Genomic DNA, 15,847 nt, shown 5'->3' on the forward strand with positions numbered 1-15,847 from the left:
CTTCGCCAGGCTGAACACGCGTGGCGCGCCCTAAAATGCTCCCAGACGAATCCGACCGCGTTTCGGCGCGATCACCCCGGATCGATGGACAATGGCGTCACGGCCACTCTGAGCCGCGAACCAGTGAGCTGTCGGCCTAACCGTACGTGTCCCGCGGGCCGCGGCCCGGAACGTGCAGGGGGCCCTTGCGCCAACTCGGGGCGCTGGGCCCGGTGATGTTCAGTGAGGTGACCACGCCCTGACCGACGGCGGCGTTGATCTTGGCCAGCAGCTGGGACTGCATCAGGCGCAGCTGCGTGGCCCATGCCGTCGATTCGGCGCTGACGTACAACACCTTCTCCCGCAGGCTGACGGGCTGCGCGTGCGCGGCGACGTCCGCACCCACCACGCTGTCCCAACAGCCGAGCACCGTGCCCTCGTTGACCTTCGTGTCCCAGCCCCGCGCCTTGGCGATGCCGCCGATCAACGAGCCGAAGGGCTGTGGATCCCGGCCGTCCGGCGACGGCCCGCTCCACCGCTTGGAACCGCGGCGCAGCCGGCGCACCCCGCCGGTCATCGGCTCGGACCGCCCCTGGCCGACGGACTTCCCCGCCGCCTTGGCGGCCGCCCGTGCCTCCTCGAGCGCACGGCGGGCGATGTCCGAGCCGTGCAGCTGCCCCTCGTCGTTCTGCCCGGTCATGACACCTCCCTGCGCCCGGATTCCTCTCTTTCGAGGCTACTCGCCGGCACCGACATCTTCTCCGGTGCCGGCCGGTGCCCCGTCGAAGACGTCCGTCGCCGCGAGCGCTGCCACCAGGCGCCGTCCCCGCGCCTCGTCCCACTCCCCCGTGTCCGACGGAGCTGCGGCGCCGTCGGCGAGGAGCGCGTACCCGGGACCGGGGCGACCCGCCTGCGCCCCCGCGTGGCCTCCGACGACGTACCCGCGCATGAGCGCGAGGCCGATTCCGGCGAGTTCCCCGTAGTCGACGGTGCTCGTGAACCCGAACAGTTCGAAGAGCCGCCGGTAGTTCGCCGCGAGCCGGGCTCGGACCGTCCGTTCCGCGCGGTCCACGGCGGCCACCACGCGATCGCGCGCCGGACCGTCCGGCAACGAGGGCACGGCCATCGCGAGGGTCAGGTACAGCCTCCACCGTCGGTCCTCGTCGCGATCCGCGAGGAGGTCGTCGTCCGCGGACGCGCTCACCGCGCGCAGCAGTGCGGCCCGGCGTCCCGCGACGGTCCGCACGGTCGACGGGTCGTCGCCGACCGCGGCTCGCACCACCTCGGTGGCCCGCGCGCTGCGCGTCGAGACGATCGGCAGCGCCTGCTCGGCGAGAGCGGCGAGGACATCCGCCAGGAAGTCCTCCCGCTGCGGCCAGCACCGGTACGCGGCGGTCCGCGAGACGTCGGCGTCGCGCACGGCGTCCTCGAGGCGCACGTGCTCGAGGCCCGTCCCGCCGCGTTCGGTGAAGACCCGGTCGATCGCGGAGTCGAGGACGCGCCGGCGCGTCTCATCGAGTGCCAGGCGGCGCCGCCTCGGGGATGACCCCGATTTTGGTACTCGGGGTTCCAATGTCGCGCTCATGCGCCTATGGTACGTGGTGTACCAAGTTGGTACTCCGCGTTCCAAAAGGAGACATCATGACTGCACGGACGATCGTCCCGCCCGAGACGGCACCGTCGACCGGAGAACGGCGCACCCTCCTCGCTTACGCGCTGGGCGCCCTCGCCACCGCGGCCGGGCTCGGCTACGCGCTCGCCGATCAACTCGCTCTCGGCGGGCTCGACCGGCACCTGCGGGCGCTGTACGAGCCGGTCGGCAAGTACGGCGAAGCCGGTCCGCTGTACGCCTACCTCTACGCCGTCGGCCTGCTCGGGCTGCTCTGCTGGTGGGGCGCAGCGCGACTGGTCCGTCACGGCGCGCCGTCGGCCCGGCGCTGGGGATGGATCGCGTTCGGTGCGGCGGCGCTGCCGGTGCTCGCACCGCTGGTGATGCAGGAGTACGGGCGGCCCGTCGTTCCGCTCGGGCTCGCGGCGGGCTACGTTGTCGCGTGGGCCTGCGGCCTGGCCGGAATCCTCCTCCTGCGCAGGGCGTGAGCGCGGACGAGCGACCGATACACTCGCCCGGAGCACTCGTTCGGCGGGAGGGACATCCAGGTGGAACCGATGTACACGGTGGTCGCCTCGGCCCTGCGTGACGACATCCTCGGTCACCGGTACCGCATCGGCGAGTCCCTGCCCTCGGAGGCGGCGCTGTGCGAGAAGTTCGGCGTCTCCAGGGGGCCCGTGCGGCAAGCGCTCTCGACTCTCAACCGGGAGGGCTTGATCCACATCACGCGGGGCCGGCCCGCGGTGGTGACGAGCAACGCACCCAGCCAGACGTTGGATGTCTTCACGCCCTTCTCGCAGTGGGCACAACTGGGTGGGCAGGCCCCGTCGAGCCGCACGGTCGAGATCACCCGTCGTCGCGCGACGGTCGCCGAGGCCGAGACCCTCGGCCTCACGACGGACGACTTCGTCGTCTTCATCCTGCGCCTCCGCATGATCGACGACGCCCCCGCCATGCTCGAGCGCAGCACCTTCGTCCTCGATGTGGGCCGCCTGCTCCTCGACTTCGACACCGATTCCGGTTCGCTCACCGAGCATCTCACCGAGAACGGGGTGGTCTTCGAATCGATGCGCCATCAGCTCGACGCACTGAACGCCGACGCCACCGACGCGGAGCACCTCGCGGTGGAACCCGGCGCCGCCCTCCTGCGGGAGCGCCGGGTGTCCACCAACGAGGACGGCCGTCCGTTCGAGTTCGCCGACGATCGCTACCGTCCCGATCGCGTGACGTTCAGCATCGTCAACAGCACTCGCCGCTAGTCGGCGGCCGGCATCCGGCCCCACATCGGGATGAGCAGCAGCATCGCGATCGCCGCCGCGACGGAGAAGCCGGTGAACAGCATTCCGGCGGAGAGCAGGCCCGGCAGCAGTCCGCCGAGGATCGCTCCGACCGAGCCGCAGCCGTTGATCGCACCGGTCACCGTGCCGGCGTGCTTGCTGGTGCCGAAGTCCACGGCGGCGACGCAGGAGATCATGGCGTCGGCGCCGTAGATCGACAGCCCGATCACCGCGAGGATCGCGGTCATGATCCACAGGTTGCCCGTCGCCGTGAGCGGGGCGAAGGCGGCGAGCGCCACGACGAGGACGGCGAGGCTGATGACGCAGGCCGGCACGCGTCGGGCGTGGAAGACCCGGTCGGAGACCTGCCCGATGAGGATGGGGGCGATCACGCCGGCGACGCCGAACGCCACGGGAACCGTGATCGCGGTGAACGCAGAGGCGTCGTGCAACCGCTCGGAGACGATCACCGGACCCCACAGCAGGATCGCGTAGCGCGCCGGCTTGAGCAGGAAGTAGCACGACCCCAGGATCAGCACCATCCTGTTGCCCAGTACGAAGCGGACCGTCTCGCCGAACGACGGGCGCGGCTCCTCGGCCGCTTCCGCGGCCTCGACCACGGCGTCCTCGTCGATCAGCTCCGCGACCTCCTCGCAGTGGTAGACCTCGATCGGCGGCAGGCCCACGTCCTCCGGGGTGTTGCGCTGCAGGAGGAAGAACAGCACCGCGACGACGGCCACGACGGCCGCGCCGGTGAAGAACGCCACCCGCCAGCTGTCGAACAGGTCGTAGGCGACCCACCCCAGGAACGGTGCCGCCACGAGGCCGCCGAACGCGTAGTTGGTGCTCCACAGGCCGAAGACGCGGCCGCGTTCACCGATGGAGAAGAACTGGGCCATGTTCTTGAGCAGGCCGGACCACCCGGTGGACTGCGAGAACCCCTGCACGATCATGAGCGGCACGAGGAAGATCAACGCGGGAAGAAGACCGATGAAGACCGTGGCGATCGCCGACATCAGCAGGCCGCCGAGTACCACCCTGCGGGGCCCGAACCGGTCGGACATGGCACCCCAGACGAACTGACCGACCGCGTACGCCGCGAGGTACACGGCGTCCAGGCTGCCCAGGACGCTCTTGGTCAGGGTGTCGCTCAGGACCGGGTCCTCGAGGATCCCCAGCTTCGCGACGGAGAAGGCCTGCCGGGTGAAGTAGAACCCCGCGTACGCGAGCCAGGTGACGCCGAAGATCTGGTACCTCCAGCGCTCGTACCGGGGGTTCTTCGTGCGCGTCGCGGTGGTCTCGAGTTCGATCATGTCGGTCCTTAGCTGTGACGGGGCCCTAACGGGCCAAGGAGGTTTCGGGGGTCGCGGCGACGGGGCCGAGGACGCGGGCGACGCGTTCCTCCGCCAGGCCCAGGCCGGTGGTCATGCCGATGCCCGTGGTCACGGTGGCGACGTGCACCCCGTCGACGGGCTCGGCGAACAGGAACTCCGAGCCGGGCGCGGAGCTGTAGACGCCCTGCCAGCGCTCCTGGACGTCGATCCGGTCGACGCCGAAGAGCTCGCGGGTGGCCTCGAGCAGGATGTCGAAGCCCTCCTCGGTCTGGAACGGCGGCGCGCTGATGTCCCGGTAGTGGGTGTCGCCGATGAGAATCGAGCCGTCGGGCTGCGGCGTGTACATCTGGTGCAGGTCCACCGCGATGCCGCCGGGGGACTCGGAGCGCAGCCGCTCGGCGACGGCCCCGACGGACGGCATGTCCTCGAAACCGGAGTAGCGCAGGAGCGACCACCCCGTGAACAGCGGCGTCGGCAGTGTGAAGCGCAGGGGCAGATGGGCTTTCATCATGTGCAGGCGGCACCGCAGGAGGCCGCCGCCCTCGGCGAGCTCGGGGAAGAGCCGATCGACGTCGTAGTTGACGGCCACGAAGACCTCGTCGGCGAGCAGCGGCCCGCGGCTGGTGTGCACGACGCCCGGTTCGAAGCCGTGGGCCGCGGTGCGCCACCGGAACTCGACGCCCCTGCTCTCGAGGTACTGCGCGATCGACGGTGCCGCCGCCCGCGGGTCCACCTGGAGGTCGTTCGGCAGGTACAGCCCTCCGCGCACGCCGGCACCGTCGACGGGGATCCGGCGCAGCACCTCCTCGCGCCCGAGCAGCGCGGCTTCGCCCTGCGGGCGCGAGGCCGCGAACTCCGCCATGACGGCGAGCTCGTCGTCGGCGCGGGCGACCATCGTGGTACCGCTGGCGCGACCCCAGAAGCCGGCCTTCTCGACCAGGTCGAGCCAGTGCCGCCGGCCCTCCTGCGCGTAGCCGAGCGCCCTCCCCGACTGCGCGGTGATGCAGGCGTGGCCGAAGTTCTGCACGGACGAGCCGATCACCCCGTCCGCGTGATCGATCACGGTGACCCGGTGCCCACGCCGGTGCGCGTGATAGGCGTGGCCGAGCCCGACGATCCCGGCTCCGACGACGACGATGTGCTGGCGGCGGCTGTGTTCAGCGATGTTGTTCGACATGAGCACTGACTATGATCCCGGTCACATCACTTGTCAATACTAGTTGTCCTGCAAAATTCGGTCTATTGCGTGATATTCAGCTACTTCCTGCAGAGACCGAGGCAAACTTATATAGTCAACTAGACCTCGCTGCCACAGCCACTTCCCGGAGGGAACTCATGATCTCGCTCGTCGCACTCGACATGGCCGGAACCACCATCGACGACGGAGGAACCGTCTACGACGCCCTCAAGACCGCGGTCGAGGAGGCCGGCGCCACCGTCGCCGCGCACGACCTCCAGACCTGGATGGGCACCGACAAGGTGGAGGCCATCACCAACCTGCTCGAACTCGGCGGCGTCACGCCGACGGACGAGCTCGTCGCGGACGGCTTCCAGCGCTTCCGCGCGCACCTCAAGGAGCAGTACGCCGCCCACCCGCCCGTCGCGATCGCGGGTGTCGAGGAAGCCCTGAAGACTCTGCGCGCGAACGGCGTCAAGGTCGCGCTCACCACCGGCTTCGACGACGAGGTCGCCTATCCCCTGCTCTCCTCGCTCGGCTGGACGATCGGGGCCGGCCTCGAGGCCACCGTGGACGCGGTGATCACCACCTCCGACGTCGCCGCCGGGCGTCCCTTCCCCTACATGATCTTCCGCGCCATGGAGGCGACCGGCGTCGCGGACGTCCGCGAGGTCCTCGTCGCCGGCGACACCGCGGTCGACGTGCGCGCGGGCCGCAACGCCGGAGCCGTCTCGTGCGGCGTCCTCACCGGGAAGGCGGATCGTGCCACGCTGGCGGCCGAGGATCACGACCACGTCCTCGAGGGCGTCTTCGAGATCCCCGGACTGCCGGAACTCGCGCGCTGACGCCGATGCTCACCGCGCGGACGGCACCCTGATCGGCTCGGTCACGGCCTCGGATTCCCGGGCCAGGAGCTCGCTCACGCTGATGTGCCCGCTCACAGCGGTTCGACGGTGCCGCGCCGGCGGCCGCGTGCGGAGGAAGATCGCCACCACGAGGCAGGCGACCGCGCCGACGCCCGCGGCGACGAGATTCGCCCACTGCATCGCCGCGACGAAGGCCTGCTGCACGGTGTGCCCCAGCACCGCCTGCAACTCCGGCGGCGCCTGGCCGACCGCGCGGATACCGCCGATCACCGAGGATTCCGCCTCGGCGCGAAGGCCCGGTGCGAGTGGCACGCGGCCGAGATCGTCGGTGACCTTCGCCGAATACAGATGCGCCACCACCGAACCGAGGATGGCCACCCCCAGCGCGCCGCCGACCTCACGGGTGGTGTCGTTGACCGCCGAACCCGCGCCCGCCTCGTCCGCCGGTACCGATGTCATGACCGAGGTGGTCGCGGGCCCCTGCAGCAGACCGAGGCCGACCGCGATCACCGCCATCGCCGGCAGGATCTGCGTCAGGTAGTCGGCCGACTCGGTCAGCCGCGAGGTCAGGACGAACCCTGCCGCCATGATCGCCAGCCCGACGGCGATCGTGAACCGCATCCGCCGCTCCGTGTTCGCCAGCGCGGCGAGCGGGGTCACGGCGACGGCCGCGAGCGCGAACGGGATCACCCGCACCGCGGTCTCCAGCGGGCCGTACCCCAGCACCGCCTGGAAGTACATGATCGTGACGAAGACGAAGCCGAGCAGGCAGAAGAAGCCGGCGCAGATCGCGAAGGAGCCCATCGCGAAGCCACGGGTACGGAACAGCGTCACGTCGAGGACCGGGTTGCGGTGCCGCCGCTCGTACAGCACGAAGCCGACGAGCAGGACCACGGCGCCGAGCAGCGCGCCCACCACGGGAACGCTGCCCCACCCGAAGTTCGGCGCCTCGATCAGCGCCCACACCAGCAGCGTGATCCCGGAGATCGACAACAGGACGCCGAACAGATCGAACGACGGCCGCTCGGAGCCGAAGGACTCGGGGACCAGAGCGAGGCAGCCGACGATCGCGACGAGCGAGATCGGCACGTTGATCCAGAACACCGACGACCACGCGAAGTGCTCCACGAGGTAGCCGCCGACCACCGGGCCGATCGCGATCGACGCGCCCGCCGCGGCGGACCACACCGCGATGGCCTTGGTCCGGTCCTCCTTCTCCGGGAAGAGCTCCGAGATGATCGCCAGCGTGGCGGGGAAGATCAGCGCCGCGGCGGCCCCCAGCGCCGCGCGCGCCGTGATGAGCTGAGCGAGCGAGGTCGACCTGGTCGCCAGCACCGAGATCACCACGAAACCCACCAGTCCGGCGACGAGCACCTTCCGCCGGCCGAGCCGGTCGCCGAGATAGCCGGTCGCGAGGAGCAGCCCGGCGAAGACCAGGGTGTACGAGTCGACGATCCACTGCAGCGCGCTCATCCCGCCGCCGAACTCCTCGCTGAGCGTGGGCAGGGCGATCGTGACGATGCTGTTGTCCATGCCCGTCATCAGGACCGCGATGCAGACGGTGGCGAGCGAGATCCACCGCATCGCACCGGACGCCGACCCCGGGGTCCGGGTCATCTCAGCGCGGATCGGTCGCGGCACGGGCACCGTCGACCTCGGCGATGAAGGCGTCGAACGCGGCCAGGAACTCTGCGCGCCCTCCGAGGTCCGCGACGGCGCGGACGCCGGTCTCCCGCGCTCCCTCGATGATCCGCTCGTCCTCGACCAGTGCGAGCACGCCCTCCGCGATGCTGCGCGCCGTCATGCGCCGGCGCGGCAGGATGGCTCCGGCGCGGGCGGCTTCGATCCGTCGGCCCCAGAAGTGCTGGTCGAACGCCTGACTGCACACCAGCGAGGGTCGGCCCGACGCGGCCGCGATGGCGGTGGTGCCCGCGCCGCCGTGGTGGACGAGGGCAGCGCACCGCGGGAAGACGCCGTCGTGGTCCACGTCGGGAACGACGAGGAGATCCGGTGTGTCGACGATCTCGTCCCGGGTGCGTGCCGACCAGCCCGGCACGGCGATCACCCGCATGCCGCTCTCCGCGAGCATCGCGGCCAGGTCCGTGACGAGACCGTCGAAGTCCACGACCGGCATGCTGCCGAATCCCACGTAGACGATCGGACGCTCGTCCCGCGCGATCCAGTCCTCGATCATCGCGTCGCGCTCGGCACGGTCCGCCGGCCTCCCGTCGATCCGGATGAACCCGATCCGGGGGTGCCGCGCATCGATGCGCGAGCGCGGAGGTACCAGCGCCCGCCCGAAGGCCTCGAAGCGGAGGATGTCGCGTCCCTCGAGGACCGAGCGCGGATCGATCACGCGTCGCGGGTACTCGACGCGCTTGGCGAGTTCCACGGTCTTGGCGAAGATGCTCAGCGCCCAGCCGATGTTGAAGATCCGGTAGGTCAACGGGATCAGGGCGGGGATCCGCGCGGTGACGTCCTGCATCCGCGGGCCGAGCAGCGGGTTCGGGACGGCGCTGTGCACATCGCCCGGGAAGTATTCGACCATCACGAGTGGAACCCGCTCGCGGTGGGTGACGAGCGCCGCGCGCTCCTCGATGATCCGGGTGCTGATCACGCAGTCCACGTCCCGGCACAGCGCGGCCAGGCGGGTGTCGAACTCGTCCGCATGTGAATCGGCGAGCTTGCCCACTTCGCGCAACTGCGTCGTGGTGCTCGCGCCGAAGAACTTCTCCTGCCCCTGCGGCGATTGCAGGAACTCCTTGAGGTTCAGCGTCGTCAGCACGTGCGGTTCGAAGCCGTGCGAGGCGACGTACGCCTGCGACTCGACGGTGCACCCGATCGTCACCGTGTCCCCACGGTCGGCGAAGACGCGCGCCACGGCCAGGAGCGGGCTGATGTCACCGCGCGAGCCCATGCATGCGATCGCGATGCGCACCGTTTTGCCCTTTCTTTGCGAACTCAATGAACGTGGCTGAGCCTCAACGATCTTCGGCTCGACACAGGAACTGTACGCGGCGCCGGGCTAGGGAGCGGGCGTCGCCCCTGCTCCGCCCGGTTCCTCGCCCTCCAGGCGCGAGACCCGTGAATCCGCCGGTCCCTCCACGGTGACCCGGAAGGTCGCCGCCCGCAACTCGGGAGGAAGATCCTCCGGGACCGCCGCGGTCACGATCACCTGCTCGGTGCCGGCCGCCACCTCGGCGAGGGCGGTCCGACGTTTGGCGTCCAGCTCCGCGAAGACGTCGTCGAGCAGCAGCACCGGCTCCGAGCCGCCGGCGCGGAGAAGCTCCAGCGATGCCAGCCGCAGTGCCAGTGCGTACGACCAGGATTCGCCGTGAGAGGCGAAGCCCTTCGCGGGCTCGTTGCCCAGTCGCAGATCGAGGTCGTCGCGGTGCGGCCCGACGAGACAGACGCCGCGGTCGATCTCCCGCTGCCGCGCCGCGGCCAGGCCGCCGAGCATGAGCTGCTCGAGCTCCGCGACGGACGCGGCGGTCGGGTCGCCGTCGTACTCCTCGAAGAGGGAGCTCGTGTACGCGACGGTGGCCGCCCGCGAATGCGGCGCGAGCGAGGCGTAGGCGACGGTCAGGTGAGGGGCGAGTGAGGCGACCACCTCGAGCCGCGCCGACAGCACCTCCGCGCCGAAGCGAGCGAGCTGCGCGTCCCAGACGTCGAGGGTCGAGAGCATCGACTCCGCCTCCGCGCCACCGCGCCGGGCCGCCGCGTACGCCGTCTTCAACAGGGCGGTGCGCTGCTTGAGAACTCTGTCGTAATCCGCCTTCTCGGCCGCGATCCGCGGCGTCCGCAGAATGGCCAGATCGTCGAGGAAGCGGCGCCGTCCGCCCGGCTCGCCGCGGACCAGCGCAAGGTCCTCCGGGGCGAACAGGACGGACTGCAGGATGCCCAGGAGCTCTCGCGGGCGGCGACACGGCGCGGTATTGATCCGCGCCTTGTTCGCCCGGCCGGCGATGATGTCGACCTCGGCGGTGAGCTCTCGCCCCGCGTTGTGCACCGTCGCCGAGACCGAGGCGCTCTCCGCCCCCACCCGGATGAGTGGCTGATCCGTGGCGACGCGGTGCGAGCCGAGCGTGGCGAGGTAGTTCAGCGCCTCCACCAGGTTGGTCTTACCGAATCCGTTGCGGCCGACGAAGACGCTCACGCCCGGTTCCAGGTCGACGGTGACGTCGTCCCAGGACCGGAAGTCGTGCAGGGTGAGCCGGCGGACGTACAATGGTGCGTCTTCGCCCTACTAGTCGGCGCGACGGACGGCGTGCCCGCCGAACTGGTTGCGCAGCGCGGAGACGGCCTTCATCGTGTCCGAATCGTCCTGCCGGGACTGGAATCGAGCGAACAGCGCGGCCGCGATGACGGGTGCGGGGACCGAATGGCGGATCGCCTCCTCGACGGTCCAGCGGCCCTCGCCCGAGTCCTCCGTGTAGCCGGTGATCTCCTGCAGGCCCGGATCCTCTTCGAGCGCCTTGACCAGCAGGTCCAGCAACCAGGAGCGCACGACGGTGCCCTTGCTCCAGGCGCGCAGCGTGCCGGTGACGTTCTCGATGAGCGGCTCGGCCTCCAGCAGGTCGTAGCCCTCGCCGTAGGCCTGCATGAGGCCGTACTCGATGCCGTTGTGGATCATCTTGGCGTAATGACCCGCGCCGACCGGGCCGCTGTGCGCGAAACCGTCCTCGCGATCGCCCTCCGGCCGCAGCGCGTCGAAGATCGGCAGGGCACGTTCGACGTCGGCGTCCGAACCGCCGACCATCAGGCCGTAGCCGTTCTCCAGACCCCACACACCGCCGGAGACGCCGCAGTCGAGATAACCGATCCCCTTGCCGGACAGCAGTTCCGCGTTCACCTGATCATCGGTGTACCGCGAATTACCGCCGTCGATCACCAGATCGCCGGGCTCCAGGATCTCGGCCAGCTTGCGCACGGTCTCGCGGGTCGGCTCACCGGCCGGGACCATCACCCAGACGGTGCGGGGCGCCGTCAGCGCCTCCGCCAGGGCCTCGAGCGACGGGACGTCCGTGACCTCGGGCCGCGGGTCGTACCCGACGACCTCGTGCCCGGCGTTGCGGATCCGCTGGCGCATGTTCGCGCCCATCTTGCCCAGACCGATCAGACCCAACTGCATGTTCGCGGCACCCTTCCGTGCGAGACGACGACGTGATCAGCCGGGCAGGCGCACCGGCATCAGCAGGTACGTGTACGGGCTCTGCGGCGCGGGGAACGCGCCGGAGTCGTCCGGCTCGTAGCCATTGTCCACCGCGGGACGCAGCACCGCAGGGCGACTGGGCGTGGTGAATCCGAAGGTGACCGACTCGGTGTGGACCGCGGCGAGGCCGTCCTGCAGGTAGCCGGGGTTGAAGGCGATGGTGAGCGGCTCGCCCTGGAAGTCGGCGGGCAGCTCCTCCTCGGCCTTGCCGGCGTCGTCACCGCCGGCGGACAGGCGCAGGGTGCCGTCGGCGAACTCCATCCGGACCTGCGCACCACGGTCTGCGACCAGGGCCACACGCTTGATCGCCTCGAGCAGCGGCGCGATCTCCATCGTGGCGATCGCGGTGTGCGAGGCCGGCAGCAGCTGCCGGAACTTGGGGAAGTCCGCGTCGAGCAGGCGGGTGGTGGTCCGACGGTCCGCACCGACCACGCCGAGCAGCCCGTCGGCGCCCACTGCGGATCCGGCACCGAGCGCGATACCCACCTCGGGATCGGCCGCGAAGGTCTTCGCCGCCTCCGACAGGGTCTTCGCGGGCACCAGGACCGCGGCCTTGACATCGGAGGAGGCCGGCTGCCACTCGAACTCCCGGACCGCCAGGCGGAAGCGATCGGTGGCGGCGAGAACCACCTTCTCGCCCTCGATCTCGACCCGGATGCCGGTGAGCATCGGAAGCGTGTCGTCCTTGCCGGCGGCGATCGCGACCTGCGCGATGGCCTCGGCGAAGGTGCCGCGCTCGATGGCGCCGGTCTGCTGGGGGAGCTCGGGCAACTGCGGGTAGTCCTCGACGGGCATCGTCGGCAAGGAGAACTTGGCGCTGCCGCAGGTGATCGCCACGCGAGTCGTGTCCAGCTGCACGTCGACCGGCTTGTTCGGCAGCGCCTTGGTGATGTCCGCGAGCAGGCGGCCGGAGACCAGGGCCTGGCCCTCGTCCGCGACCTCCGCACCGACGCGCACCTGCGCCGAGACCTCGTAGTCGAATCCCGAGACGGTCAGGCCGTCGTCACCCGCGGAGAGCAGGACGCCGCCGAGTACCGGCACCGGGGGGCGCGACGGCAGGCTGCGCGCCACCCACGCGACGGATTCGGCGAACTCCTCGTGCGGGACGCGAAACTTCATGCCGACGGGGCCTTTCGGTGGGGGTCGTTCGGGTACGGCGTGGCGGGCACGGCCGTGAGGTCTTCGATGCTATAGGAGCCGAGCCGATCCGGTGTATGCCGGATGGAACTTCGGGTCCGCGGGCGCGGAGCGTGCCGGACCTTCACCTCGCCTCTTTTCAAAAGAAGGATCTAGAGAAGAAATATGTCATCGTCATAAGCCCTGTGGAGTATGTGGAAACATGCCATCGACGCAGCGCGGTCGGCGTGTCGGGGTGTTGACGACGCGCCGCAGGGATTGTGGAACTACACGGATGTGATTGGTGAGGAACGGGACCTGTGGAAACCTGTGGATGAACTCTCCCCAGGTCACTCCTGGGTTTTCGGTGATTCATCCACAGGCTGTGTGCAGTACTGGTGAGTAACTCACAGTTCTGGTGGCGGCGCTCGGCGCGTACGGTGTGACCATGGGATATCCGGATCCGCAGCGCCCGGGAGAGCACCCGGGCGGCCAGAACTACCCCGTCGGCCCTCAGGCGGGAAATGTGCCGAAACCGACGCGCGAGTACGAGCGACCCGGCGCGGGACCCGTCGATCCGGGCGCTCCGCAGGGGCCTCCGACCCCTCCCCCGGGCTCGGGCGCCCCCGGTGCTCCGGCTCCCCAGGACCCGCCCACACAGCGGTACGACGGTGGATATCAGCTCGGCTACGCGCCGGGCGCCGGCTACCCGACGGGCGCGTACGGCGATCAGTACGGGCAGTATGCGGCGCAGCCCCCGCAGGGCCCGCCGCCCGGACCGGGCGATCCGCAGGGGCCGGGAGGCGGCTCGGACGGCGGCGGTGGCGGCAACCGGAAGCTGCTCTGGATCGCGGCGGCCGCGGTGGTCTTCGCGCTCGTCCTGGCCGTGATCGTGGCCCTCGTCGCGACCAGCGGCGGACCGTCGAGCAGTACGGCGTCGGAGACGAGCACGACCACACCACCGACCACGACCACCACGAGTAAGAAGCCGGGCGGCGTCACGCTGCCCAGCGGCGTACCGTCGGGCATCTCGATCCCGCCGATCTTCGGCGGTGGCTCGTCGACGGGTCCCAACGCGCGGCAGTGGCGCGTCGAGGTGACGGGCAGCGGCTCGGCGCAGCTGGTGACGGTCGGCGTCCCGGACACGAATCTCTTCGGCTCGCAGCCGCTCCCGTGGTCCAAGGAGTTCACCTCGGACTCGTTCATGGTGACGGTGACCGTGATCGGCTACACCGGTGATGTGGGCTGCACGATCACCCGCAACGGCACGAAGGTCGCGCAGGAGAGCAGCAGCGACGGCTCCGGCGGGCCGCTGATCTGCACGGCGGGCCGCTGATTCCGGCGGTCCGTGTGCGGATTACTGGCTGCGGCGTTTGACCCGCGTGGTGAGTTCCTGCACCTGGTCGTAGACGCGGCGCCGCTCGGGCATCTCCTTGCGGATCTTCCGCTCGGCGTACATGACGGTGGTGTGGTCGCGGTCGAAGATCTGCCCGATCTTCGGCAGCGACAGCTCCGTCAACTCGCGGCACAGGTACATGGCGATCTGTCGGGCGTGGGTCACTGCGCGGGCGCGCTCGGTGCCCTTGAGATCGGCCACGGAGATCTCGAAGTACTCCGCCACCACGGAAAGGATGGTGCTGGAGGAGATCTCGATCGTGGTGGTGTCCGGCACCAGATCGCGCAGCACCATCTCGGCGAGCTCGTAGGTCACGTCGGTCTGCGTCAACGAGGCGAAGGCCGTGACGCGGATCAGGGCGCCCTCGAGCTCGCGGATGTTGCGGTCGATGCGGGTGGCGATGAGCTCCAGCACGTCCGGTGGGACGTGGATCCGCTCCATCTGCGCCTTCTTGAGCAGGATCGCCATGCGGATCTCCAACTCGGGCGGCTGCACGTCGGTGATCAGGCCCCACTCGAAGCGGGTACGCAGCCGATCCTCCAGCGTCGCCAGCTGTTTCGGCGGGCGGTCGGAGGAGATCACGATCTGCTTGTTCGCGTTGTGCAGGGTGTTGAAGGTGTGGAAGAACTCCTCCTGGATACCCAGCTTCCCCTCGAGGAACTGGATGTCGTCCACCAGCAGGATGTCCACGTCGCGGTAGCGCTGCTTGAACTGGACCTGGCGGTCGTCCTTGAGCGAGTTGATGAAGTCGTTCGTGAACTCCTCCGTGGACACGTACTTCACGCGCATCCCGGGGAACAGCCGTCGGGCGTAGTGGCCGGCCGCGTGCAGCAGGTGGGTCTTCCCCAGACCGGACTCGCCCCAGATGAAGAGCGGGTTGTACGCGCGGGCCGGCGCCTCCGCGACGGCGAAGGCCGCGGCGTGCGCGAAGCGGTTCGACGCGCCGATCACGAAGGTCTCGAAGGTGTACTTCTGGTTCAGGCTCGATCCGGACGATCCGGTCATGGCGGTGCCGTTGCTCGCCGGGCCGGTCATCGGCGGGGGCAGCTGGACCGACGGTGACGGGGCTCCGGGCATGCCGGCGGCGATCTCGTTGACGGGGACCGTCAGATCCGCGGTACTGGGGCCCGACGGTGTCTCAGCGGGCACCACGGGGGCCGGCGCGGCGGGGGCTGCCGGGGGTGCGGCGTCGGGCGAGATACGGACACCGAGCTCGACGTCCTGGCCCAGTCGCGTGGTGAGCGCCGCGACGAGCGGCTCCCGGAGACTGCGCTCGATCGCGTCCTTCATCAACTGCGAGGGCACGGCCACGAGGGCGAAGCCCTCGGTCAGCGTCAGCGGCTGGACGAGTCGCAGCCAGGCCTTCTCCTGCATGGTGAGGGTGCGATCGGTGTTGTCTCCGCAGAGTTCGTCGACCACGGAGGTCCACGTCTCGATCAGCGGATCAACGGTCATCAGGTCCTCCACACCGGGTTCGAAGCCATCGGTCCCCGGCTTCCGACCGGTGTTCTCGTTCACATGTCCAACGTCGAGCTGTGCATAACCTCACCCCACCCGACCTGCGAAAGAACTGTACTCCACAGGTTCATCCACAGGTGTGGAAGACCGGAGCACAGGTGTTGTCGGCCGCTACTTCGGCCGTGAATATCGAGGTCGCAGGACTGCGGGTCAGCGCCGGCCGGGAATCGGGTTACGGCGCGGCACCGAACCCGGTACACGCCCGGCGCCCGTCGGCCCGGAGCTGCCGTGCTCGGGGTCCACGGGGTGCCGTGGCCGTGCTCAGCAATCGCATTCGGCAAAGTTAACAGAGTGGAGCGCGGTCCTCAACACCAAGCACATAGTCCCAGGCAGAGGTGGGATGTCGGGTGCGCTCGGCGTGTC

Annotated in this window: 13 protein-coding genes and 1 pseudogene; 4 read left to right on the forward strand and 10 right to left on the reverse strand. The window is 69.8% G+C overall.

The genetic code is table 11. The annotated features are described in order from the left end of the window. Positions 1-136: 136 nt before the first annotated feature. Together FK268_RS19990 and FK268_RS19995 are read right to left on the reverse strand one after the other, a co-directional pair. Positions 137-679 carry a DUF721 family protein gene (locus FK268_RS19990; RefSeq protein ID WP_146437221.1) on the reverse strand — a complete coding sequence of 181 codons (543 nt, stop codon included), beginning with the start codon at positions 677-679 and terminating at the stop codon, positions 137-139. 36 nt (positions 680-715) lie between these two features. Further along, positions 716-1,564 (reverse strand): hypothetical protein, encoded by an 849-nt coding sequence (locus FK268_RS19995; protein ID WP_146437222.1) that lies wholly within the window; start codon positions 1,562-1,564, stop codon positions 716-718. A gap of 56 nt (positions 1,565-1,620) precedes the next feature. Here FK268_RS19995 and FK268_RS20000 point away from each other — a divergent pair, with 56 nt between their 5' ends. After that, a complete protein-coding gene (locus FK268_RS20000; protein WP_146437223.1) occupies positions 1,621-2,076 on the forward strand; it encodes a hypothetical protein in 456 nt (151 codons plus the stop codon). 69 nt (positions 2,077-2,145) lie between these two features. After that, positions 2,146-2,847 carry a GntR family transcriptional regulator gene (locus FK268_RS20005; RefSeq protein ID WP_146437305.1) on the forward strand — a complete coding sequence of 234 codons (702 nt, stop codon included), beginning with the start codon at positions 2,146-2,148 and terminating at the stop codon, positions 2,845-2,847. On the opposite strand, the gene FK268_RS20010 is transcribed toward FK268_RS20005, so the two are convergent. Both FK268_RS20010 and FK268_RS20015 read right to left on the reverse strand, forming a co-directional pair. Beyond that, entirely contained in the window at positions 2,844-4,178 is a 1,335-nt protein-coding gene (locus FK268_RS20010) for an MFS transporter (RefSeq protein ID WP_146437224.1), read from the reverse strand. The two genes, FK268_RS20005 and FK268_RS20010, sit on opposite strands and share 4 nt — an antisense overlap. Before the next feature lie 25 nt (positions 4,179-4,203). Further along, positions 4,204-5,376: a TIGR03364 family FAD-dependent oxidoreductase gene (locus FK268_RS20015; RefSeq protein WP_146437225.1), complete on the reverse strand. Its 1,173-nt coding sequence runs from the start codon at positions 5,374-5,376 to the stop codon at positions 4,204-4,206. Between the two features lie 158 nt (positions 5,377-5,534). Here FK268_RS20015 and FK268_RS20020 point away from each other — a divergent pair, with 158 nt between their 5' ends. Further along, entirely contained in the window at positions 5,535-6,221 is a 687-nt protein-coding gene (locus tag FK268_RS20020) for a phosphonatase-like hydrolase (protein WP_146437226.1), read from the forward strand. Positions 6,222-6,230: 9 nt separating this feature from the next. Here FK268_RS20020 and FK268_RS20025 read toward each other — a convergent pair whose 3' ends face one another. From FK268_RS20025 to dnaN, 5 genes and pseudogenes are all read right to left on the reverse strand, one after another. Beyond that, positions 6,231-7,859, reverse strand: a complete 1,629-nt coding sequence (locus FK268_RS20025; protein WP_146437227.1) for an MFS transporter — start codon at positions 7,857-7,859, stop codon at positions 6,231-6,233. A 1-nt stretch (position 7,860) separates the two neighbouring features. Next, the gene (locus tag FK268_RS20030) at positions 7,861-9,180 is read right to left on the reverse strand and encodes a glycosyltransferase (protein WP_146437228.1); all 1,320 of its coding nucleotides are present in this window, start codon (positions 9,178-9,180) and stop codon (positions 7,861-7,863) included. 87 nt (positions 9,181-9,267) lie between these two features. After that, a complete protein-coding gene (gene recF, locus FK268_RS20035; RefSeq protein WP_146437229.1) occupies positions 9,268-10,470 on the reverse strand; it encodes a DNA replication/repair protein RecF in 1,203 nt (400 codons plus the stop codon). An 18-nt stretch (positions 10,471-10,488) separates the two neighbouring features. Beyond that, positions 10,489-11,385 (reverse strand): annotated as a pseudogene (gnd, locus tag FK268_RS20040) (phosphogluconate dehydrogenase (NAD(+)-dependent, decarboxylating)); the annotation flags it as partial. Positions 11,386-11,409: 24 nt separating this feature from the next. After that, a complete protein-coding gene (gene dnaN / locus FK268_RS20045; RefSeq protein ID WP_146437231.1) occupies positions 11,410-12,573 on the reverse strand; it encodes a DNA polymerase III subunit beta in 1,164 nt (387 codons plus the stop codon). Positions 12,574-13,018: 445 nt separating this feature from the next. Here dnaN and FK268_RS20050 point away from each other — a divergent pair, with 445 nt between their 5' ends. After that, entirely contained in the window at positions 13,019-13,906 is an 888-nt protein-coding gene (locus tag FK268_RS20050) for a hypothetical protein (protein WP_146437232.1), read from the forward strand. A gap of 21 nt (positions 13,907-13,927) precedes the next feature. On the opposite strand, the gene dnaA is transcribed toward FK268_RS20050, so the two are convergent. Further along, positions 13,928-15,421 (reverse strand): chromosomal replication initiator protein DnaA, encoded by a 1,494-nt coding sequence (dnaA, locus tag FK268_RS20055; RefSeq protein WP_146437233.1) that lies wholly within the window; start codon positions 15,419-15,421, stop codon positions 13,928-13,930. Positions 15,422-15,847: the final 426 nt, after the last annotated feature.

The organism is Tsukamurella sputi (assembly GCF_007858445.1).
Classification (GTDB): Bacteria; Actinomycetota; Actinomycetes; order Mycobacteriales; family Mycobacteriaceae; genus Tsukamurella; species Tsukamurella sputi.